Source organism: Campylobacter sp. BCW_6877, assembly GCF_001762445.1.
In the GTDB taxonomy this organism is placed as follows: Bacteria; Campylobacterota; Campylobacteria; order Campylobacterales; family Campylobacteraceae; genus Campylobacter_D; species Campylobacter_D jejuni.
This window is the reverse complement of record NZ_MJWW01000055.1, coordinates 22355-44652: the sequence shown is the minus strand read 5'-3', so window position 1 is coordinate 44652 and position 22298 is coordinate 22355. Positions and strand designations below refer to the sequence as shown.

The window sequence follows — 22298 nt, the reverse complement described above, 5'->3', positions numbered from 1 at the left end:
TTGGGTTTTAGTATTTATTGGCAACCTTCACATTCTATGCTACGATCTGCAACATTGACTTTTTCACTATCAGGGCTTTCACTTCTTAAATAATAAGTAGATTTTACTCCAAGCTCCCAAGCGAGTTGATAAATTTCATTTAAATATCCCCCACTTGCTTTATCGAGTGACAAAAAGATATTTAAACTCTGCCCTTGATCGATCCACTTACCACGCACAGCAGCAGCCTTTACAAGAATTTTTTGATCAAGTTCGTAGGCTGGAGTATAGTATTGCCAAGTATCAAGGCTTAAATTTGGCACAACAACAGGTATCATACCACTTAAATTTTGTTCAAACCACTTTCTTTTATAAACAGGTTCTATAGTCTGCGTAGTACCCACCAAGATAGAAATAGAAGAAGTAGGCGCAATGGCCATCAAATAACCATTTCTCATACCATCTTTTTTAACTTTTTCTCTAAGTTTAACCCAATCGCATTCACTTTGATCAAATAAACCTTCTCTTAAAGTTAAAGCTTTAGCCTTAGGACTTGCTACATCAATAGGAAAAATCCCCTTGCTCCAGTTTGATCCTTCAAAATCTTCATAAGAACCTTTTTCAAGAGCTAAATTTGAACTCGCATTAATAGCCTCAAAGCTAATTTGCTCCATGATTTCATCGATTTTATTTAAATGCTCATCACTTCCCCAATGAATCTTAGCCTCAGCAAGCATTTGTGCCTCACCCATGACTCCAAGACCTATGGCGCGAGATTTTAAATTTGTATCTTTTACTTTTCTATGAGGATAAAAATTTAAATCAATTACATTATCAAGCATACGAATAGCCGTTGGCACAACACGCTCTATATCTTCTTTAGTATACACTTTGCTAAGATTTATACTTGCTAAATTACAAACGGCTGTTTTTCCATCATTTTTATATTTTTCCACTATATAAACTTTATTACCATCAATGCTATCTAAAGTTGATATTTTTTTGGCTGGTTTTTCATATCCCCCATCGATCACAACCTTTTGCTCTTCATCAAAATGAAGCTCATCTCCATTTTCAAAAACTACTTTAATTTGATAATAATTTGGCTCGGTATTTTGAAAAATTTCAGTACATAAATTTGAACTTCTAATAATTCCTACATGAGCATTTGGATTTGCTCTATTAGCACTATCCTTAAAACATAAAAATGGCAAGCCTGTTTCAAAATAATTTAGCAAAATTTTCTTCCAAAGCTCTTTAGCTTCTACGATTTCTTTGGTAATGCTTTCATCTTTTTCATATTCTTCATAGCGTTTTTCAAAAGCCTCGCCATATAAATCACACAAATCCGCTGTATCTGCAGGATCAAAAAGAGTCCATTTATCATTAGCTCTTACTCTCTTCATAAAAAGATCATTGATCCATAAAGCAGGGAAAAGTTCATGAGCACGGCGTCTTTCTTCACCTGAATTTTTACGCAAATCAATAAAATCACTTATATCCATGTGCCAAGGTTCTATATAAACAGCTATAGCTCCTTTTCTGGTTCCTAGTTGATCTACTGCCACGGCAATATCATTAGTAATTTTCAAGAAAGGTATAATCCCTCCTGCAGCGTTTTTATGTCCATCTATGCTTCCACCCATAGCACGCACTTTAGACCAATCCCAACCTATACCGCCACCAAATTTAGAAAGCAAAGCCATTTCTTGGTAAGAATCAAAAATACCTTCAATATTATCAGGAGTTGAACCTATATAACAAGAACTAAGCTGATGGCGCGTTGTTCTTGCATTAGATAAAGTCGGAGTTGCAAGCATGAGTTCAAATTTAGAAATAAGATCGTAAAATTTCTTCGCCCATTCTTGAGGATTAAATTCATTCTGTGCTAAAAACATCGCAATAGCCATAAACATTTGCTGAGGAAGCTCTATAGGCATACCTTTGCTATCTTTAATCAAGTATCTATCATATAAAGTTTTAATACCAAGATAAGTAAATTGCATATCGCGTTCAGGTTTAATATAAGCATTTAAATCATCTAAATCATATTTTTCTTTAAGACCAAGTAAAATTCTTCCTTCTTTTTCACCCTTTTCAAAATATTCACGCAAATGATTATAGCGATTCATACCATTAACTTTTTTATATAAATCAAATAAAAAAAGTCTAGCTGCAACAAAGGTCCAATTTGGACAATCAATATCTATTTTATCTACTGCAGTTTTAATTAAAGTTTTTTGAATTTCTTCAGTTGAAATTCCATCACGAAATTGAATCTTTGCATCGAGTTCAAGTTCGCTTAAATTCACACCTTCTAAATCTTTTACAGCATCAGAGGTACATTTTTTGATCTTAGAAATATCCAATTCTTCTGTACGACCATTTCTTTTAATAACTTTCATTGCCTTCCTTGCTTTTTATTTAAATGTTCTTTTAAAAATTGCATCAACATTTTTTGTATAGTAGTTATAATCGAAACATTTTCTTATATCCTCTTCGCTCAAACTTTTTCTTAAATCCTCATCGCTTAAAAGCGCCAACAAAAACAAACTTTCATTTTTTTCATTGATAGCAGCCTTGCCATTTTGCAAATCCGCCCAAACTTTCATAGCATTTCTTTGAACTATTTTATAAGCTTCTTCGCGACTAATGCCTTTAAATGGAAGCTCTAAAAGCACCCTCCCTGAAAATACAAGCCCGCCTGTAAGATTTAAATTTTTCATCATATTTTCAGGATAAACCAAAAGCTTATCAATCAAATTTGTAAGACGCATAAGCATAAAATCAGCCGTGATAAAAGCATCAGGCAAAATAAATCTTTCGACACTAGAATGAGATATATCTCTTTCATGCCAAAGTGCAACATTTTCTAAAGCTGGAGTTACAAAAGATCTAAGCACACGACAAAGCCCTGTGATATTTTCACTTAAAACGGGATTTCTTTTATGTGGCATAGCTGAACTTCCCTTTTGTCCTACACTAAAATACTCTTCAGCCTCATAAACTTCAGTTCTTTGAAAATGTCTTATGGCTACAGCGATTTGCTCACAACTTGAAGCTAAAATCGCAATAGCAGAAATAACTTGAGCGTAACGATCTCTTTGAATCACCTGATTTGAAACAGGAGCGGCTTTAAGACCTAAATTTTTACAAACTTCTTCTTCAAATTCCAAAGGTGCATGAGCAAAATTTCCCATTGCACCGCTGATTTTTCCATAGCTTATCACTTCTTTTGCATGTTCTAAAAGCTCTTTTGCATGCAAAATTTCATCATACCAAATAGCTAACACCAAACCAAAAGTGATAGGCTCTCCATGAATTCCATGACTTCTTCCTACCATTAAGGTGTTTTTATGCTCCAAAGCACGCTTTTTGATCACTTCTAAAAGCAAAGAAACATCTTCTAAAATAAGCTCCAAACTCTCTTTTATCTGTAAAGCAACAGCTGTATCTATACAATCAGAACTTGTCATTGCATAATGCACAAAACGACTCTCTTCTCCCAAACTTTCACTTACACTTGTAAGAAAAGCGATAACATCGTGTTTTGTGGTTTTTTCTATTTCGTCTATTCTTGCAAAATCAAATTTTGCATTTTTAAGAATTTTTTCGCAGTCTGTGTCATTAATGAGACCGAGTTTATTCCAAGCTTTTACAGCAGCTAATTCTACTTTTAACCACGCATCATATTTTGCTTGCATGTCCCATTTTTTAGCCATGATTTCTCTGCTATATCTTTCAACCATCTTTGAAACCTTTTTAGCTATAATTTTATATTTTAAAAAACGGAAATTATATCAAATTATCCTAAGAAAGTTATTAAATGGCCTACATAAAAATAAAACTCTCAAATAATGGAAAAAAGGCGTTTCAAGTCCTTATGGAAAATTTAAAAATTAGCATAAATGAAGCACAAAAACTCATAGACAAAAAAAGACTTTTTTGTGATGGAATTTTAGTAGAAGAAAAGAATAAAATTTTAAATGGTTTAGTAGAGCTTATAGTCTATGAAAACAACCCCAAAGGAGTAGAAATTGTCTTTGAAAATGAAGACTTTGCCATACTTGAAAAAGAAAGTGGGATCTTAAGCCATCCAAATGGTAGACATTGCAAATACAGTCTTAGTGATGAAATTTGGCATCTTTGGGGAAAAGAAGCTTGCGTAACACACAGGCTCGATAAAGAAACGAGCGGACTTATACTTATAGCCAAAAATAAAAAAGCACAAATTGATCTTAAAAGCTTATTTGAAAAAAAACTAGTTCAAAAAGAATACCTTGCTCTAGCTCATGGAAAAATAGAAGAAAATTTTATAGTTGATAAAGCTATAAATTTAACTAAAAACTACGATGATGTAAAAACAAGAATGCAAATTTGCAAAGAAGGAAAACAGGCTATCACTGAATTTGAAATTTTAGAATACTTTCCTAAAATCAACGCTACTCTTTTACTTTGCAAACCCTTAACAGGCAGGCAACACCAAATAAGAGTGCATTTGCACTATAAAAACCATACTATTTTAGGAGATCCGCTTTATGGGCTTAGCAAAGAACAAATCGAAAGCATTTTAGATGAAAAATTAAATCCTAAAGAACGCTTAAAACTTACAGGTGCCTTGCGTTTGTGTTTGCATTCTTATCGTTTGAAATTTCAATATAAAAATCAAAATTTTGATATCAACTCAAAAATAAACATAAAAGAAATTTTCAACAATTCCATAAAATAAAATGATGTTTCACTACGCTACAATCAATCACTTTTTTACCAAATTTTAAAACAAAAAAATAATTCTTGCTAAAACTTTAAGTATAATTAAATAAAAAAGCGAGATTTTCTAATGAAATTTGTTAATTTTATACAGGATCAAAAACCCAATCTAGGAGTACTAAATTCTAGTGGAAAAATTGTAAGTTTTGCTGATCTTGGCATTGAAACTAACGATATGAATGAATTTATTATCTATTTTGATAAATTTAAACACAAGCTTACAGACTTGGATTCTAAAATAGCCTATGAAATTCCAAAAGAAAATTATCTAGCCCCTATTATAGAACCTCGTCAAGATATTATATGTCTTGGGATTAATTTTTTAGATCATGCCAAAGAATCTGCCAAATTTAAGGGTGAAAAATTTGAAGAAAGAGAATATCCTGTATATTTTGGAAAACGCTGCAATCAAGCTACGCCACCTTTTGGCGATATACCTTTACATGCAGATGTAACTTCTCAGCTTGATTATGAATGTGAGCTTGCATTTATTTTAAGTAAAGATGCTTATAAAATCAAAGCTAAAGATGCAAAAAATTATATCTTTGGCTATACTATTATCAATGAAATTTCAGCTCGCGAACTTCAAAAACGCCACAAACAATTCTACCGAGCAAAAAGTCTTGAAGGTAGCACTATAATGGGACCTTATATCACAAGCGTAGATGAAATTTCTTATCCTCCTAAACTCCAACTTCAAAGCTATGTCAATGATGAACTGCGCCAAAACTCTAATACCCAATTGTTTATTTTTGATATTGCTTATGTCTTAGAAGAACTTAGCACAGGCATGCTTTTAAAAGCTGGAAGTATTATATCTATGGGAACTCCTAGTGGAGTGGGCATGGGGTTAAATCCACCTACTTTTTTAAAATCAGGAGATAAAGTACGTTGTGTCATAGAAAATTTAGGAGAACTTTGCAATAAAATAAAAAAACATTAAATAAAAAATATCAATATATTAAACAATTTACCAAAATTAAAGTATAATGACATTCTGAGAAATTTAAACTTAAGGTAGAAATTTATTATGAAAAAAATAATAATAATTTTATGTTTATCTTATGCAAATATAGTCTTTGCAGTAGATATGATAACCCCTATTCCAAATTCCATCCCTTATGATAAAGAAAAAGCTAAGCTTGGAAAAAGTCTTTATATGGATAAAAGCTTATCCAAAGATGGAAAAGTTTCATGTAATACCTGCCATAGGCTTGATCAACACGGCGTTGATGGACTTGAATTTTCAATAGGAACCGATAATCAACTTGATAAACCTTTTAACACTCCCACAACCTTTAACTCTGTATTTAATTTTGTGCAATTTTGGAATGGTAGAGCCAAAGATTTAGCAGAACAAGCAAAAGTGCCTTTTTTTAATCCAAAAGAAATGGGACTAAGTCCTGAACTTCTCTTACAAAAAGTTAATTCTAATGAAGATTACGTAAAAACTTTTAAAAAACTTTATGGAGAAGTTACGGTAGAAAACATAGCTCTTGCAGTTGCAGAATTTGAAAAAACCTTAATCACTCCAAATTCTCCTTTTGATCGCTATCTTAGCGGAGATCAAAATGCTATTTCAGCTCAAGCTAAAAAAGGTTATGAAGATTTTAAAGCTAATGGCTGCATTTCTTGTCATCAAGGTCAAAATATAGGTGGAAATATGTTTCAAAAAATCGGTATTTTTGAAGAATACCCAAATCAAGAAGATTTAGGACGCTATGAAATCACAAAAAGAGAAGCTGATAAAATGATATTTAAGGTTCCTAGTTTAAGAAATATAGCCAAAACCGCGCCTTATTTTCATGATGGTTCTATACCTACTTTAGATGCTTGTGTTCAATTTATGGCTTACTATCAATTAGGAAAATTTTTAGATCAAAAAACAGTTGATAATATAGTTGCATTCCTAGAAAGCTTGACAGGAGAATATCATGACAAATAAAAAAAGTTCATTTTTGATAAAATTTATTATTTTATCTACACTAGTTTTAGCTTTTATTCTTGTTTTGCTAGGTATTATTTTTAACAACTACTCCTCATCTAAAGATAATAAAGACTTAATAAACATAGTTCAGCAGCTACAAATTTCAGATGAAAAAATCAATTCCGTTTTTCAAAATAGTTTTAATTTTATTAACTATGATCCAAGTGTTCAAGCAATAAAAAAAATGCAAGAAAACTTTAAAAAACTTAAAACTTTTGGGATTGATATAAGCAAAGCGGAAGAAATTTTTAATGCCAAACTAATCCAGCTTAATTATTTCAAATCCGCAAATTCCATAGCGGTAAATTCAAAACTTTATTTGTTTGAATTGGCTAAAAATTATTTTGAAGAATTAGAACAAAACCATGAAACAAATAAAAACAACTATAGAACAATGAGTTCTATGTTAAGCGTTCTTTCAACTGAAAGTATTTTACAAAAAACAACACTCAATCAACTCAACAATCTTATGAAAGAAATCAAAAACGATACAAAAAGTGAAAATTTACAACTTTTTCTAAAACACTATAAAATGATTGTAAAACAGATTTCTATTATGCAAGATAATTCTTCTATTTATGAGAATAATTCTCTCATGAAAGAGTTAAAACAACTTAACACTTTCACCCAAAATACTATAGAACAATCCAATTTATTTAAATTTTATATCGCTTTAATAGTGTTTGGAATCACTCTTGTATTATTTGTATTTTTTATTTTATTAACACTAAAAAAAGTCATCATGCCAATTCATACTTTAGAAAAACTAAGCGCTAATTTAGCTAGTAAAGAAGCCAATCTACACTCTCGTTTAAATATAGATCCAAAAAGCGAACTTGGACAAAGTGCTCAATATATTAATTCATTTATATCCACCGTTCAAAACTCAATCATAGAAGCCATAGAAAATGCTAAATCAAGTCATCAAAATTCACAAAAGCTCAAAAACAACTCTATGATGCTTGAAAACAGTTCTAATTCACAACATGAACAAATTCAAGGTGTTAAAGAAATCACCTATGTCTTAGATGATCATATCAATCTTGCGGGAAATTTAGCGCAAGAAAGCATAGAAAATATGCAAGATATGCACATACTGATGGATAAGGTAGAACTTACTCTATCTGAACTTATAAATTTAATAAATGAAAATAATGAAAAAGAGCAAAATATAGTAGCCAATATGGATAATCTAACTCAAAGTGCAGATAATATCATAGAAATTACAAGTTCTATTAGAGATATAGCCGATCAAACCAATTTACTTGCCTTGAATGCAGCTATTGAAGCTGCAAGAGCGGGCGAACATGGACGGGGTTTTGCAGTTGTTGCTGATGAAGTAGGTCAACTTGCCGATAAAACAAGTAAATCTCTTTTAAATATAAATGCTACTGTTAATGCTATAGTCCAACAAATCAATGACAACAAAGCCTTAATGGATCTTATCCATGATTCTATGAAAGAAACCTCTTTAAAAACCAATGATTTGCAACAAGAACTTGTAAATTCTATGCATAAACTAGAAAGCTCTATAGAATCAACCCAAACCATGAAAGATAAAAGCATGGAAGTAAAAGATAAAATGCTTATCCTAGGAACAAGCATAGACAAGGTTAACGAACTTGCAAATTCTGTTAAAGATTTATCATCCGAAATCAATAACATCTCTCAAAATGTTCTAAATGGTGCGTCTAAACTCTCTGAAAAATTAAGTAGCTTTCAGTAACTTTTTTCGTGTTAATTTAAATTAACACGAAATTTTAATAAAAAATTTATCTTTAATTTATGTTTTTAAAGTAAAATTAACAGTTTTTATTTCATAAGGAGATACTATGGAGTTTCTTGAACTTTTATTAGTTTTAATCGCCTTGATACTGATTATCAAAAAACCAGAAAAAGAAAATTTGGCTTTTGGTTTGGTAATGGTAGCTTGGCTTTTAATGGTTTTTTTCTATGTTGGCCACAAAACAGGCGCACTATTAACAATAATGAATCTGTAAGGAAGGGCTAAATGAACGAAATCAATAAAACAAAAAATTTCTACACGCTAATGTGTTTAGCAGGCTTTTTGATCATACTCTTACCTGTAGGTATTGCAAATTTTGTATTTGGTTATATGTTGGGTGATAGTCCCTGCACGCTTTGCTGGGGACAAAGAGAAGCAATGATCTTTATCGGTGTGATGGCGCTTTTCATTGTTCGTTATGGTATGAAAGGTAAATACCTTGCTGCTCTTTTAATCATGACAGCAGTAGGCCTTTATCAATCTTTTGCTCACTATGGCAATCACGCTCATAGAGATTTAGATCAAGGTTTTGGTTTAGCAGTTTTTGGTATCCATACTTATTTTTGGGCTGAAGTGGTATTTTGGGCTGTTGTATTGCTTTTAGGTGTGATTTTTGCTTTTGCTCCTAAATTTAATGCTTTTGAAGCAGAATTAAATGGAGAAAAATTTAGAAAATATACGAAATTTTCTCTCGCAGCTGTAGTTATCAGTGCGATTGTAGTAGCTTCAAATGTTTTCCAAGCTTTTGTAAGCACAGGAATTCCTCCTTATGTAGGACAAGGCGATCCTGTAAGATTTAGCTTAAATCCAAAATACATCATTTGGAGTAAAGAAGGTTGGAATGGTTTATGGCAAAATATTTCTTTCTTAGGAAAGCGCGATGTTAAAGCTCCTGATTATGCTTTTGCACCTGCAAGTGAAAAACTTGGCATAAAATTTGATAATGATATCAACAATGCTCCATTTGCAAAAATCAATGATGAGCTTAAAATCACAAATGAACAAACTATAAATTTTGACAAAGCCATCAATACTCTTGATTATATCAACAATGAATTTGTAGCAAGCTCTAAATGGGATGTGGCTTTCTTAGACAATAATTTTAGCGTTAAAGAAGGTTTTGAGCTTGATCCTTATTTTTCAGCTTCTATTGATCCAATTATTGGCATCATACCTTATATGAACGATAAATTCATTCTTATGGGCTCAAACAAATCTTTCTTAAGATTTGCAAAAAATCCTAATGCAAGTGAAGAAGATATCGCTAAACAATACGCTGATTTTGTAAAAGGTAATGATAAATTTAAAGGCCAAGGTGAAGGTTTAGGTCGTGGAAGACTTGATACTGTAAGAGCAAAATTTAACCATGTAGCAAGCATAACTACAGATGAAAATTATCTTTATCTTGCAACCGTTCCAAACAACAAAGACGCTAAAACTTTTGTAATCTCTAAAGTTTCTTTAAAAGATCGTGTTCTTTCAGGAGAATTTACTCCAAAAGCAAATCTTAAAGAAGGTAAAACTTTAGGCGATCTTTATGTAACTTCTATGACTTTTAAAGATGGAGAAATTTATGCACTAAGCAAAAATCACAATGTGATTGCCGTAATTGATCCAGTTAAGGAAGAAGTAGTAAAAACTATCGCTTTCCCAAGCTCTATCACTAATGCTAGAAGCATTTTCTTTAAAGATGGAAAAATCAACATTCTTTCTTATCAAGATGGAGCAAACAAGCTTTATACTCTAAACTAAGCTTTAAGTCCTAGTGAAAACTAGGACTTATATTTGATCTTATCTTTAAACCCTGCTTTTTCAAAACCTCTTAAACGAAGCAAACAACTATCGCACTCCCCACATGCTTCATCTTCACTCTCATAACAAGACCAAGTAAGTTCTAAAGGTACATTTTCTTTTAAGGCTAGTTCTACAATTTTAGCTTTGTTCAGTCTAACAAGCGGAGTTTTTATATAAACTTTGAAATTCTTACTCGTGCCTTCATTGATAAATTCTTGTGCCTTTTGTATAAACTCATCAGTACAGTCAGGATAACCACTGCCATCTTCTTCTACCACCCCTATAAAAATACTCTCACAATTTTCCTTTTCAGCCAAAGATCCTGCTATGCTTAAGAAAATTCCATTGCGAAAAGGCACATAGGTGATAGGTGGGGTATCGCTTATGCAAAGCTCATTTTTAGGAATGTCTATACTTTTATCGGTTAAGGCATTACCCCCTATATCTTTGATAAAACTCACATCTAAAATATAAGATTTTTCTACTTTTAAAGCCTTGCAAATTTGCTTAAAACATTCTCTTTCTTTCTCTTGAGTGCGTTGTTCATAATCAAAATGCAAAGCGATGATTTCATAACCTTCTTTTTTGGCTAGATAAGCACACAAAGTGCTATCCATACCGCCACTTATGATACAAAGTGCTTTTTTACTCATTTTTATCCTTAAATTTGCTATAATTTCGCAATTTTAACGAAAATTTTTAAATTTAAATTGCAAAAAAGGCAAAAGCATGATAAACATAAAACTCATAGAACACATTTTTAAAGCCGCTTCTATCAGTCGTTGGAATGATTATCCAAGAATGGCAAATTTGGTTGAGCTTGACAAACAAGCTCATAAATTCATCATCGCATATTTTATCGCTAAAATGGAAAAAGATGTGGATATGAGAGTGATTATAGAAGGGGGAATTTTTGAGTTTTTAAGTCGTGTGGTAGTAACCGATATACGCCCTGATGTGTATCATGAAATCGTGCGTCAAAAAAAAGCTGAAGTTAATGCTTGGGTTTTAAGCAAAATCGAACCTATGATAGAAGATATAGAAGAAGGAGAGTTTTTAAAGCGTTTTGAAGCGTATTTAAACGGCAATGCTTACGCTAAAGAAAGGCTTATCTTAAAAGCAGCTTCGTATTTTGCTACAAGATGGGAATTTAACATAGTTTATCAAACCTCAGCTTTTTTAAATGATATTGATGAGATAAAAAATAAAGTTGAAGAAGAATTAGAAGATTACTATGAGCTTATAGGAGCTAGAAAAATCGCTTTAAATCAAAAAATTGCAAAAATTATTGATCTTAGCGGAAGACTTCGCTTTCAAAAGCGTTGGGCTCAAACTCCACGCATACCAGAAACTGCGGTTTTAGGACATATGCTTGTGGTGGCGATTTTAGGATATTTTTACTCACTAAAAATCAAATCTTGTGATAAAAGACTTGAGAATAATTTTTATTGTGCTTTGTTTCATGATTTGCCAGAGTCTTTAACGCGTGATATTATAAGCCCTGTAAAATACGGCATTGATGGGCTTCATGATATTATAAATGATTATGAAATGAAACTTATTAATGAGAGAATTTTACCCTTCGTTCCTGAGGGTTTAAGGGCTGAATTTTCTTATATTTTAGGCATTAGAGAAGGTAGAAATGATGAGTCAAATTTTGTAAAAAATGAGTTTGAAAATCGCACTTATAAAAATGCTAAAATAGAACTTTGTAGCGGAAGTTTAAGCTCTTTTAATGAAAATGAATTTGGTGCTATAGATGGTAAGGCGCTTAAATACTGTGATAAAATCGCTGCTTTTATAGAAGCAGGACTTAGTATAAGCTATGGTGTAAAGTCTAAAGAACTTGAAAGTGGTTTTTTAGGAATGCATGAGTTTTTTAAAGAAAATCCTACTATAGATGGGGTAAATTTTTTTGAAATTTGTGAAAGTTTAAGAGAGTATTTTAAAATTTAAATAAGATTTTTATGCTCCTATTTTCAATATATTTTAAACAAAAATATTATAAATTCAAATTTTATTTTGTATAAAATATAAAGGAGTTATTATGAAAAAATACTTTCAAAAGCGCTATACTTTAGCCTTTTTTATAGGTATATTAGCGGGTATTTTCGGAGCTATTGTTAAATGGGGTTGGGAAGTACCTTTTCCTCCAAGAAATCCCAATGTTTTTTGGCCAGCAGATGCTTTAGAACGTGTTACTCCACCTAAAATTTTTCTAGAACAACTAGGCTTACCTACTGATTGGACTTATATGTTTTCAGGTATGCAAATGCCTTTGTCAATTTTTATAGTGCATGTTGGTTTTTCTATTGTTTTTGGAGTGGCTTATTGTATGATAGCGGAAAAATGGCACCGCATTACTATGTGGCAAGGTGCAGTTTTTGGATTTTTTGTTTATCTTTTTGCCCATGTTATTGTAATGCCTTTAATTGCAGAAGTTCCACCACTTTCTGAAATTCCTTTTGATGAACACCTGTCTGAAATTTTTGGCCATATTGTTTGGCTGTGGGGTATGGAAATAGTTCGTAGAGATATAAGAAATCGTATAACTAAAGAAATAGAAGAATGAAAGGTTTCCTTTCATTCCATATCTAAAACTGCACCTTTACTAGCATTGCTAACAAGTTTTTGATACATTCTAAGCCATCTTGAAGGCACTTCTTTTTGAGGTAATACAAATTCTTTTTTGCGTTTAGCGATTTCTTCTTCGCTTAAATTTGCATGGATGGTATAAGCATCTACATCAATTTCTATTTCATCTCCATCTTTTAAAAGTCCTATAAGACCACCTTCAGCTGCTTCAGGGGAAATATGACCCACGCTTAAACCCCTTGTAGCCCCGCTAAAACGACCATCGGTGATTAAAGCCACATCAGCACCCAAACCCATACCCATTAAAAGTGAAGTAGGACTTAACATTTCTTGCATACCAGGGCCACCTTTTGGACCTTCATAGCGTATCACACAAACATTTCCTTTTTGCACCTTGCCTTTGATAATGCCTTTTATAGCTTCATCTTGAGAGTTAAAACAAACAGCTTTGCCTTTAAATTTTCTTTTTCCAACTATTCCTGCGGTTTTTATAACACAACCTTGCTCAGCTAAATTTCCAAACAAAATAGCAAGTCCACCTACTTTTGAGTAAGCATTATCTACTCTACGAATGATATTTTCATCTTTGATTTTGGCATTTTTTAAGCGTTCTTTGAGACTTTCTCCTGTGATAGTCAGTGCATCAAGTTCTAAAATATGTCCTTGTCTGCTTGAAATTTCAGCCATAACTGCACTCACACCTCCTGCTTTGTGGATATCATCCATATAAACACTATTTAGCGATGGGGCTATTTTTGCTATGTGTGCAACTTTGCTTGAGATGAAATTTAAATCTTTAATATCTAGTGCTACCCCTGCTTCACGTGAAATGGCAAGCATGTGTAAAACAGTATTGCTACTTCCACCCATTGCCATATCTACTACCATAGCATTACGCACGGCTTTTTGAGTGATGATATTGCGAATTTTAAAACGCTCATCTAAGGCGATTTCACAAATACGACGCGCTGCTTTTCTTAAAAGCTCTTCTCTTTCTTTGCTTAAAGCTAAAATGGTTCCATTACCTTCTAGTGCTATACCCATAGCTTCGCATAAGGTATTCATGGAATTTGCCGTAAACATTCCCGAGCAAGATCCACCACTTGGACAGGCTGAACATTCTATGTCTTTAAATTCTTCTTCGCTAATTTTTTTGGCTTCATAAGCCCCTACAGCTTCAAAAACAGAGCTAAGACTGATCTTTTCTCCTTTTTTGGTTACTCCTGAAGCCATAGGCCCACCACTTACAAAAATGGTTGGAACATTAACCCTTAAAGCTCCCATTAACATACCAGGAGTGATTTTATCGCAGTTTGGGATACAGATTAAAGCATCAAGTTGATGAGCATTCATCACTGTTTCAATGGAATTTGCGATAATTTCACGACTTGGTAAAGAATAAAGCATACCTTCATGCCCCATAGCTATACCATCATCTACACCTATGGTATTAAACTCAAAAGGCACACAACCATTTTTGCGTATCTCATCTTTAATGATTTTAGCATAATCATTTAAAAAATAATGCCCTGGGATTATGTCTATATAGCTATTTGCTACACCTATAAAAGGTTTGTCAAAATCTTCATCTTTCAAACCACAAGCACGAAGTAAAGAACGATTAGGTGCTTTTAAATGTCCTTTTTTTATCGCATCGCTTCTCATTGTAACTCCTGATAATAATTTTTTAAAATTATATTTAGCAAAGCTTAATTTTTGTGAAATTTATTTTGATATACATTTTCATAAATGATAAAAATTATTAATTGACAAAAATATTTTTTTATAATACAATGCTTTTTGATAATCAAAAAGGAGTCAAAATGAGACAATATGAAACCTATAAATGCCAAAAATGTGGCAATGAAGTAGAAGTTCAAAATGTAGGCGGTGGTAAACTTAGTTGTTGTGGTGAAGAAATGAAATGTATCACTACAGATTTAACTGCAGTAAATTTGATGAAAGCTTTTGCAGGCGAATCTATGGCAAGAAACAAATACGATTTGTTTGCTGATGTAGCTGAAGAAGAAGGTTGGCACGCGGTTGCTAGACATTTTAGAGAAGCAGCTGAAAATGAAAAATGGCATGCAAGAGCAGAATTTAAAGCTTATCATGAAATCGTTGATGGCAAACCTTTAGAGGTAACTACAAAAAATCTAGTAAGTGCTGCAGAAGGTGAAAACTATGAGCACACAACTATGTATCCAAATTTTGCAAAAATTGCTGAAGATGAAGGCAAAAAGGCTATAGCGAGATTATTTACAGCTATTGGTAAAGTAGAGATAGAACACGAAAGAGAATATCTAGCACTTAAAAAAATGCTTGAAGAAGAAGAATTTTTTAATAGCGAAGTAGAAGAATTATGGGTTTGTGAAGTATGTGGACATATACATCGTGGCAAAAAAGCTCCAGCAGCCTGTCCTTTATGTAAAGCACCAAAAGAGTATTTTAAACGCGAATTTTTGGGTTAAGTTAAGAAATTCTTATCCTTTTTAAGATAATATTACAATTATTTTTTAATAAAAGGATAATAAAATGAAAAAATTACTATTTTTATTTTTTGCTTTAACGGCTTTTCTCTTTGGTGCTGTAAATATCAACACTGCAACGCTAAAAGAATTAAAAAGTTTAAATGGTATTGGCGAAGCTAAGGCTAAAGCAATTTTAGAATACCGCAAAGAAGCAAATTTTACAAGTATTGATGATCTTAAAAAAGTTAAAGGCATAGGTGATAAGCTTTTTGAAAAAATCAAAAATGATATCATAGTAGAATAAAAGGGCATTTTTGCCCTTCTTTTTAGAAAAATTTGAAAACTTTATTTGACACAAAAGAACTTTTAAACGAATTTGACATAAATTTAATTGGTATTGATGAAGCAGGACGCGGTGCTTTGGCAGGTCCTATGATGATGGCAGCTTGCAAACTGAACAAAAAACTTCATGGGTTGTGTGATTCTAAAAAACTAAGCGAAAAAAAACGCGAAGAACTTTATGAAATCATCATCAAAAATTCAAACTATCTCATACTTGCTTTTTCTTCAGAACAAATCGACACACTCGGCTTAAGCACTTGTTTAAAAACAGGCTTAAAGCTTATAAAAAAGCATTTTAAAGCAGAAAATAACTTCTTATATGATGGAAACACCAACCTAGGTATAAACGGGATAAAAACACAAATCAAAGCCGATACTAGCATTTTGCAAGTAAGTGCAGCTAGCATACTTGCAAAAGTTAGTAAAGATAGGGTGATGAATTTCTTAGCTAAAGACTTTCCTTGTTATGAATTTGAAAAAAACAAAGCCTATGGCACAAAAGCTCATAAAGAACTTATAGCTAAATTTGGAATTTGCAAACTCCACCGAAAAAGTTTTAAACTTTTATGATTATTTTGCTAAATTTTGATGCAAACTCAAAGCACATTCTATACCATCTTTTATAGCCCAAACAACTAAAGATTGTCCTTTTCTAGCATCTCCACAAGCAAAGATTTTTTTATGAGTGGTTTGGAAATTTTCTGTGTTTATGTTGTTTTTCTCATCTAATTTCACTCCAAAATTTTTAGAGATAGCTTCTTCGCACCCGCTAAAACCCATAGCTAAAAGCACTAAATCCGCTTTATAAGTTTTTTTAGAATTTGAAATTTCGACATTTATAGCTTTGCCTTCTTTAAACTCGCGTTTTAAATCATTTGCTTCAACACCTTCTACATGAGTTTTTCCTAAAAATTTCTTTGTCATTTTTTGATATTCCCTAGGATCTTTGCCATATACAGCAATGGCTTCTTCTAAACCATAATCAGTAGTAAAAATGTCAGCTTTTAAAGGCCAAGGATTTTTTTGGCTTCTTTGCAAAGGTCTTTTTGGACTTCTTTCAAAACGCACTATAGATTTAGCCCCTTGTCTTGTCGCTACAGCGATACAATCCACACTTGTATCCCCACTTCCTATAACCAAGACATTTTTACCTTTGGCCGTATCTGCACCCTTGCCTGTTTTTAACAAAGTTTTGGTATTTTGCGTTAAAAAATCAAGGGCAAATTCAACCCCTTTTAGCTTTCTACCTTCTATATCAAGATCTATAGGCTTACTTGCTCCTGTACAAAGCACCAAAGCATCAAATTCTTTTAGAAGTTTTGAAACCTTATCTTTGCTGTCTATATTTTCATTCACTTTAAATTCAATCCCACTTTTTTTAAGCAAATCCACCCGTCTTTGAACTATACTTTTATCAAGCTTCATATCAGGGATGCCATACATCAAAAGTCCGCCTATTTTATCGCTTCTTTCAAAAACACTTACTTTATAACCTAGCGAATTTAAAGTGTTAGCACAAGCAAGTCCAGCGGGTCCACTTCCTATGATAGCGATTTTTTTGCCATTGTATTGCTTAGGTTTATTTACTCTTACTAAATTTTCCTTAAAAGCATTTTCTATAATGGATAATTCATTATTTTTTATGCTCACACTAACACCATTTATCGCACACACACAAGAATCCTCACAAGGAGCAGGGCAAACACGACCGGTAAATTCAGGAAAAGGATTGGTAAGATCAAGTCTTTCATAAGCTTCTTCCCATAAAGAACGATAAATAAGATCGTTCCATTCAGGAATGAGATTGTTTAAAGGACAGCCTATATCTTTTCCTTCGCTCATCACGCCCGTATGACAAAAGGCCACACCACAATCCATACATCGTCCGCCCTGAATTTCTTGTTCTTTCTTGTCTAAAAGCGTTGTAAATTCTTTGTAATTTAAAACCCTTTCCTTAGGAGCAATTTTTTTAAAATCCATTCTTTTAAAGTCTAAAAAACCTCTTGCATTTCCCATTTTTACTCCTTATTTTTGCGTGATTTTCAAAAATGCTGCTAAATTTGGATCTTTTTCATTTTTACAAAGATCAAGCATTTTTAACATCTTTTCATAATCTCTTGGCATGACTTTAAAAAAGTCTTTTTTATCGAATTTTTCTAAAATATCTTTAGCCTTTTTAGAATCTGTATAAGCGATATGTTTTTCTATCACAGCTTTTAATTCTTTTTCATCCTTAGCATTAAGATCTTTAATATCCACAAGCTCGGTATTTACATGAGCTTCATTGTGTCTTCCAAAAATATAAACAACGCCCCCACTCATACCAGCAGCGAAATTCGCACCCACATCTCCAAGAACTACAACTTGCCCACCTGTCATATATTCACAACCATGCACGCCTGTTCCTAAAACCACAGCCAAAGCTCCTGAATTTCTTACACAAAATCTTTCCCCTGCTATACCATCTAAATACACTTCACCCTCAGTTGCTCCATATAAACAAGCATTTCCTGCGATGATATTTTCTTCAGGCGAAAAAGTAGCTTCATTTGAAATTTTTGCTATGATTTTGCCACCACTTAAACCCTTGCCTAAATAATCATTGCTATCGCCTATAATCTCAAGTTTAATGCCCTTTAACAAAAACGCTCCAAAGCTATTACCTGCATTGCCTATAGCTTTGATATGGATACTATCTTCATCTAAAGCATCTTTTCCATAAGTTTTTAAAATTTCACTTGAAAGCATAGTTGCAAAAGTACGACTTTGATTTCCTACTTCTAAAGAAAGTTTGATAGGCTCTTTTTTCTCCACAGCATTTTTACAAAGTGGTAGTAAAATTCTATAATCAATCGTTTTTTCAAGTTTATTGTCTTTATAATCTTTAAAATGCACAGCAGTTCTATTATAAGTAGGCAAGGATTTTAAAATTTTATCTAAATTTAGCTTTCCTGCTTTACCTTGCACACTTTTTTGGCGGAGTTTATCCACACGACCTATCATATCATCTAGGCGTTCAAAACCAAGCCTTGCCATGTATTCTCTAAGCTCCTGGGCTATAAAATACATGAAATTAATCACATCATCTACTTTGCCCTTAAAACGATCTCTAAGTTCTGTATCTTGAGTGGCTATACCAAAAGGACAGGTATTTAGATGACAAACTCTCATCATCGTACAACCTAAAACAATCAAAGGCGCGGTTGCAAAACCAAATTCTTCAGCTCCTAAAAGTGCCGCTATGGCTAAATCACGCCCATTCATAAGCTTTCCATCAGTTTCTAATCTTACCCTATCTCTAAGCTTATTTAAAATCAAAGTTTGATGTGTTTCAGCCAAACCTAACTCCCAAGGAATTCCTGCATGCGGTATAGAAGTCCTAGGACTTGCACCCGTACCTCCATCATAACCTGAAACAAGGATTAAATTCGCTCCTGCCTTAGCCACACCTGCAGCAACCGTTCCTATGCCATTTTCGCTTACAAGTTTTACTGAAATTTTAGCGTCTTTGTTAACATTTTTTAGGTCATAAATAAGTTGAGCCAAATCTTCTATAGAATAAATATCATGATGAGGAGGTGGGGAAATAAGCGTCACACCTGCAGTAGAATGTCTAGCCTTGGCTATCCAAGGATAGACTTTAAAGCCCATTAATTGTCCGCCTTCACCTGGTTTTGCGCCTTGAGCGACTTTGATTTGAATTTCTTTTGCATGACTTAAGTAGTTTAAATCCACGCCAAAACGCCCACTTGCTACTTGCTTAATGGCTGAGTTTTTATCCACACCCTCTTTGATTTCATAGCGTTCTTCATCCTCGCCACCTTCGCCTGAATTTGATTTAGCACCTATTTTATTCATAGCTTGTGCTAAACACTCGTGTGCTTCTTTAGAAATAGAACCATAACTCATCGCCCCTGTTCTAAAGCGTTTAACTATACTTTCTACACTTTCAACCTTATCTATACTGATAGCTTCACTAAAATCAAATTCCATCAAAGAACGCAAATTAACTTGTTTTTCATCTACTAAAGCCGAGTATTTTTTAAAACTTTTATAGTCTTTGTTGCGACAGGCTTGCTGAAGATTAAAAATCACAAGCGGATCGATTAAATGTTCTTCTTTAGCACTTCTAAAACCATGAATTCCTTTAGAATCTAAAGCCTTATGTGTATCGTTAAAAGCATGTTTGTGTAAAGCAATGAGTTCTTTTTCAAAATCTTCTAAATCCATACCTTCAATGCGTGAAGTTGTAGAAGTGAAGTATTTATCAATCACCTTAGAGCTTAAGCCCAAACATTCAAAAAGTGCAGAGCCATTATAACTTTGCAAGGTAGAAACTCCCATTTTAGAAGCAATTTTGACTATGCCACTTGAACTTGCCTTGATGAAATTTTCTACCGCCTTTTCATAACTTAAATTTAAATCTTTATTGACAATAAGTTTTTGTATGCTCTCATAAACCAAATAAGGATTAATAACAGTCGCACCATAACCTAAAAGACATGCAAAATGATGAATTTCTCTAGGTTCACCACTTTCGATAATAAGACTTGTGTGTGTTCTTAAATTTTTTCTTACTAGATGATTATGCACTCCAGAAACAGCAAGCAAAGCGGGGATATAAGCGTTTTTTTCATCCACTCCTTTATCACTTAAAATGATAATAGAAACACCTTTTTTAACCTCATCTTCTATCTTAACGCAAAGTTCATCTAAAGCCTTTTCTAAAGTTTTTTTAGAATAATCATAAAGTATAGAAAATTCTTTAACTTGAAATTTATTTAAAGCCTTAACTTCAAAAAGTTCTTCATTGCTTATCACAGGCAAGGCTATTTTTACGCGTTTTGCATTGTTTTCATCAGGTTTTAATAAATTGCCTTCGCTTCCTAGATAAATCCTTGTAGAAGTAACGATCTCTTCTCTTATGGCATCAAGGGGAGGATTGGTTACTTGTGCAAAAAGTTGTTTAAAATAATTATACAAAGGTTGATAAGTTTTAGAAAGTATAGCCAAAGGAGTATCTACACCCATAGCTGCTATAGCTTCTTTACCATTTTGAGCCATAGCAGCCACACTCATTTTAAGCTCATCATAACTCCAACCAAAAGCTTTTTGGAGTTTTAAAACCTCATCTTCTTTTAAAAACTGATGTTTATAAACTCCGCTTTTTTGTTTTTCAAGTTCAACTAAATTTTTAAGCCATTTTTTATAAGGTTTAGCATTAGCATAATGCTCTTTGATTTCATTATCAGCTATAACCCTACCTCTTGCTGTATCAACGAGTAAAAGTTTTCCAGGTTCTAAGCGTTTTTTAGCTTTGATATTTTTTTCATCAAGTTTTAAAGCCCCTGTTTCACTTGAAAGTATGAGCATATCATCTTTTGTAAGATAATACCTTGAAGGACGAAAACCATTTCTATCCAAACTCGCCCCCATAATCACTCCATCAGTAAAAACTATAGCAGCAGGTCCATCCCAAGGCTCCATCAATAAAGAATGATATTCATAAAAAGCACGCTTTTTGCTTTCCATATTTTCATTTTTATGCCAAGGTTCTGGCACCATCATCATAAAAGCTTCTTCTAAAGTACGACCATTTAGAGCTAAAAATTCTAAAGTATTATCAAACATTGCAGAATCACTGCTAGGTTTAGCTATGATGGGAAAAATTTCATCTAAATTTTCAAAATACTCACTTTGCATCAAGCCTTCTCTAGCTCTTATGCTATCAACATTTCCGCGTATGGTATTAATCTCTCCATTATGCACCATATAACGGTTTGGGTGGGCTCTTTCCCAACTTGGAAAAGTATTAGTCGAAAAGCGAGAATGCACCAAAGCGATGGCTGATTTCATATTGACATCTTTAAAATCAAGATAAAAATCGCTCAATTGAGTTGAAAGAAGCATTCCTTTATAAACTATGGTACGTGAAGAAAAACTTGAAAAATAAAATTTTGGCACATTAATAGCTCTTTTTTCTATAAGGCGACGCGTACTATAAAGCACTCTTTCAAACTCAAGTCCTGCACTTATTTTACTTGGTTTTTTCACAAAGGCTTGTAAAAAATAAGGCATAGCTTTTAAAGCACTTACACCTATATCGCTAGGATTAAAAGGCACTTCTCTAAAACCTAAAAATTCAAGTTTTTTATCCTTTAAACCTTGTAAAAATATCTCTTTTGCTTCTTCTTTTGCATCAGTATTGGGTGATAAAAACATCTGTGCTACGGCATAATCACCCTTTTTAGGAAGTTCAAAACCCAATTCTTGAGTTTTAAAAAAATCATGTGGAATTTGGATCAAAATCCCCGCCCCATCACCTGAATTTTCTTCAGCTCCTGCACCACCTCGGTGCTCAAGATTCATCAAAATTTCTAAAGCATCACAAATAACCTTATAAGAGGCAATACCGCGTATATTAGCAATTGCAGCGATACCGCAGGCATCATGTTCGTTCTTTGGGTGATATAAACCTATGCTTTGATTATTTTCTAGGATATTTTCTAAATCCATTCTGCTCTCCTTATAAGACTGATTTAAATTTTGTTAGCTTTATAAAGGATTATAGCAT

At 32.9% G+C, this 22298-nt stretch carries 17 protein-coding genes; 11 read left to right on the top strand and 6 right to left on the bottom strand.

What is annotated here, in order from left to right; genetic code table 11:
- Nucleotides 1-14: 14 nt before the first annotated feature.
- Entirely contained in the window at nucleotides 15-2384 is a 2370-nt protein-coding gene (locus AJ936_RS07180) for a ribonucleoside-diphosphate reductase subunit alpha (protein WP_002860869.1), read from the bottom strand.
- A 15-nt stretch (nucleotides 2385-2399) separates the two neighbouring features.
- Nucleotides 2400-3728: an adenylosuccinate lyase gene (gene purB / locus AJ936_RS07175; RefSeq protein WP_070261427.1), complete on the bottom strand. Its 1329-nt coding sequence runs from the start codon at nucleotides 3726-3728 to the stop codon at nucleotides 2400-2402.
- Between the two features lie 77 nt (nucleotides 3729-3805).
- Here purB and AJ936_RS07170 point away from each other — a divergent pair, with 77 nt between their 5' ends.
- The 6 genes from AJ936_RS07170 (at nucleotide 3806) to dsbI (ending at nucleotide 10274) form a co-directional block, all read left to right on the top strand.
- Nucleotides 3806-4708: an RluA family pseudouridine synthase gene (locus tag AJ936_RS07170; protein WP_052859117.1), complete on the top strand. Its 903-nt coding sequence runs from the start codon at nucleotides 3806-3808 to the stop codon at nucleotides 4706-4708.
- A 111-nt stretch (nucleotides 4709-4819) separates the two neighbouring features.
- Nucleotides 4820-5692, top strand: coding sequence for a fumarylacetoacetate hydrolase family protein (locus AJ936_RS07165; protein WP_053872890.1), 873 nt, complete (start codon nucleotides 4820-4822; stop codon nucleotides 5690-5692).
- An 87-nt stretch (nucleotides 5693-5779) separates the two neighbouring features.
- Nucleotides 5780-6694, top strand: a complete 915-nt coding sequence (locus AJ936_RS07160; RefSeq protein WP_070233442.1) for a cytochrome-c peroxidase — start codon at nucleotides 5780-5782, stop codon at nucleotides 6692-6694.
- Nucleotides 6684-8462: a methyl-accepting chemotaxis protein gene (locus AJ936_RS07155; protein ID WP_070274255.1), complete on the top strand. Its 1779-nt coding sequence runs from the start codon at nucleotides 6684-6686 to the stop codon at nucleotides 8460-8462. Before AJ936_RS07160 ends, AJ936_RS07155 begins: the two co-directional genes overlap by 11 nt.
- Before the next feature lie 106 nt (nucleotides 8463-8568).
- Nucleotides 8569-8736: a disulfide bond formation protein Dba gene (gene dba, locus AJ936_RS07150; protein WP_002779270.1), complete on the top strand. Its 168-nt coding sequence runs from the start codon at nucleotides 8569-8571 to the stop codon at nucleotides 8734-8736.
- A gap of 11 nt (nucleotides 8737-8747) precedes the next feature.
- Nucleotides 8748-10274, top strand: a complete 1527-nt coding sequence (dsbI, locus tag AJ936_RS07145) for a disulfide bond formation protein DsbI (RefSeq protein ID WP_070274254.1) — start codon at nucleotides 8748-8750, stop codon at nucleotides 10272-10274.
- Nucleotides 10275-10294: 20 nt separating this feature from the next.
- Here dsbI and queC read toward each other — a convergent pair whose 3' ends face one another.
- The gene (gene queC / locus AJ936_RS07140) at nucleotides 10295-10969 is read right to left on the bottom strand and encodes a 7-cyano-7-deazaguanine synthase QueC (protein WP_002871557.1); all 675 of its coding nucleotides are present in this window, start codon (nucleotides 10967-10969) and stop codon (nucleotides 10295-10297) included.
- Between the two features lie 76 nt (nucleotides 10970-11045).
- Between queC and AJ936_RS07135 the strand changes: the two genes are divergently transcribed.
- Complete coding sequence (locus tag AJ936_RS07135) at nucleotides 11046-12272, top strand: HD domain-containing protein (protein ID WP_044779735.1); 1227 nt, start codon at nucleotides 11046-11048, stop codon at nucleotides 12270-12272.
- 91 nt (nucleotides 12273-12363) lie between these two features.
- Nucleotides 12364-12888 (top strand): YagU family protein, encoded by a 525-nt coding sequence (locus tag AJ936_RS07130; protein WP_002860860.1) that lies wholly within the window; start codon nucleotides 12364-12366, stop codon nucleotides 12886-12888.
- 11 nt (nucleotides 12889-12899) lie between these two features.
- On the opposite strand, the gene ilvD is transcribed toward AJ936_RS07130, so the two are convergent.
- On the bottom strand, nucleotides 12900-14576 hold the full coding sequence (ilvD, locus tag AJ936_RS07125; RefSeq protein ID WP_052949447.1) for a dihydroxy-acid dehydratase: 1677 nt from the start codon (nucleotides 14574-14576) through the stop codon (nucleotides 12900-12902).
- Between the two features lie 158 nt (nucleotides 14577-14734).
- On the opposite strand from ilvD, the gene AJ936_RS07120 reads away from it, so the two are divergent.
- From AJ936_RS07120 to AJ936_RS07110, 3 genes are all read left to right on the top strand, one after another.
- Nucleotides 14735-15382, top strand: coding sequence for a ferritin family protein (locus AJ936_RS07120; protein ID WP_002855562.1), 648 nt, complete (start codon nucleotides 14735-14737; stop codon nucleotides 15380-15382).
- Nucleotides 15383-15446: 64 nt separating this feature from the next.
- Nucleotides 15447-15686: a ComEA family DNA-binding protein gene (locus AJ936_RS07115; RefSeq protein ID WP_044778569.1), complete on the top strand. Its 240-nt coding sequence runs from the start codon at nucleotides 15447-15449 to the stop codon at nucleotides 15684-15686.
- Nucleotides 15687-15718: 32 nt separating this feature from the next.
- On the top strand, nucleotides 15719-16294 hold the full coding sequence (locus tag AJ936_RS07110) for a ribonuclease HII (protein WP_070274253.1): 576 nt from the start codon (nucleotides 15719-15721) through the stop codon (nucleotides 16292-16294).
- Here the strand turns inward: AJ936_RS07110 and AJ936_RS07105 are convergent, their stop codons facing one another.
- Nucleotides 16295-17740 carry a glutamate synthase subunit beta gene (locus AJ936_RS07105; RefSeq protein ID WP_070274252.1) on the bottom strand — a complete coding sequence of 482 codons (1446 nt, stop codon included), beginning with the start codon at nucleotides 17738-17740 and terminating at the stop codon, nucleotides 16295-16297.
- Between the two features lie 9 nt (nucleotides 17741-17749).
- Complete coding sequence (gene gltB, locus AJ936_RS07100) at nucleotides 17750-22240, bottom strand: glutamate synthase large subunit (protein ID WP_070274251.1); 4491 nt, start codon at nucleotides 22238-22240, stop codon at nucleotides 17750-17752.
- Between the last annotated feature and the right edge of the window lie 58 nt (nucleotides 22241-22298).

Excerpts from the sequence above, each read along its gene's own strand:
- dba (WP_002779270.1), top strand. The coding sequence starts at position 8,569 with ATGGAGTTTCTTGAACTTTTATTAGTTTTAATCGCCTTGATACTGATT.
- AJ936_RS07105 (WP_070274252.1), bottom strand. The coding sequence starts at position 17,740 with ATGGGAAATGCAAGAGGTTTTTTAGACTTTAAAAGAATGGATTTTAAA.
- AJ936_RS07165 (WP_053872890.1), top strand. The coding sequence starts at position 4,820 with ATGAAATTTGTTAATTTTATACAGGATCAAAAACCCAATCTAGGAGTA.
- AJ936_RS07130 (WP_002860860.1), top strand. The coding sequence starts at position 12,364 with ATGAAAAAATACTTTCAAAAGCGCTATACTTTAGCCTTTTTTATAGGT.
- AJ936_RS07160 (WP_070233442.1), top strand. The coding sequence starts at position 5,780 with ATGAAAAAAATAATAATAATTTTATGTTTATCTTATGCAAATATAGTC.
- AJ936_RS07135 (WP_044779735.1), top strand. The coding sequence starts at position 11,046 with ATGATAAACATAAAACTCATAGAACACATTTTTAAAGCCGCTTCTATC.
- AJ936_RS07120 (WP_002855562.1), top strand. The coding sequence starts at position 14,735 with ATGAGACAATATGAAACCTATAAATGCCAAAAATGTGGCAATGAAGTA.
- AJ936_RS07170 (WP_052859117.1), top strand. The coding sequence starts at position 3,806 with ATGGCCTACATAAAAATAAAACTCTCAAATAATGGAAAAAAGGCGTTT.
- queC (WP_002871557.1), bottom strand. The coding sequence starts at position 10,969 with ATGAGTAAAAAAGCACTTTGTATCATAAGTGGCGGTATGGATAGCACT.
- purB (WP_070261427.1), bottom strand. The coding sequence starts at position 3,728 with ATGGTTGAAAGATATAGCAGAGAAATCATGGCTAAAAAATGGGACATG.
- AJ936_RS07155 (WP_070274255.1), top strand. The coding sequence starts at position 6,684 with ATGACAAATAAAAAAAGTTCATTTTTGATAAAATTTATTATTTTATCT.
- AJ936_RS07115 (WP_044778569.1), top strand. The coding sequence starts at position 15,447 with ATGAAAAAATTACTATTTTTATTTTTTGCTTTAACGGCTTTTCTCTTT.
- dsbI (WP_070274254.1), top strand. The coding sequence starts at position 8,748 with ATGAACGAAATCAATAAAACAAAAAATTTCTACACGCTAATGTGTTTA.
- AJ936_RS07180 (WP_002860869.1), bottom strand. The coding sequence starts at position 2,384 with ATGAAAGTTATTAAAAGAAATGGTCGTACAGAAGAATTGGATATTTCT.
- gltB (WP_070274251.1), bottom strand. The coding sequence starts at position 22,240 with ATGGATTTAGAAAATATCCTAGAAAATAATCAAAGCATAGGTTTATAT.
- ilvD (WP_052949447.1), bottom strand. The coding sequence starts at position 14,576 with ATGAGAAGCGATGCGATAAAAAAAGGACATTTAAAAGCACCTAATCGT.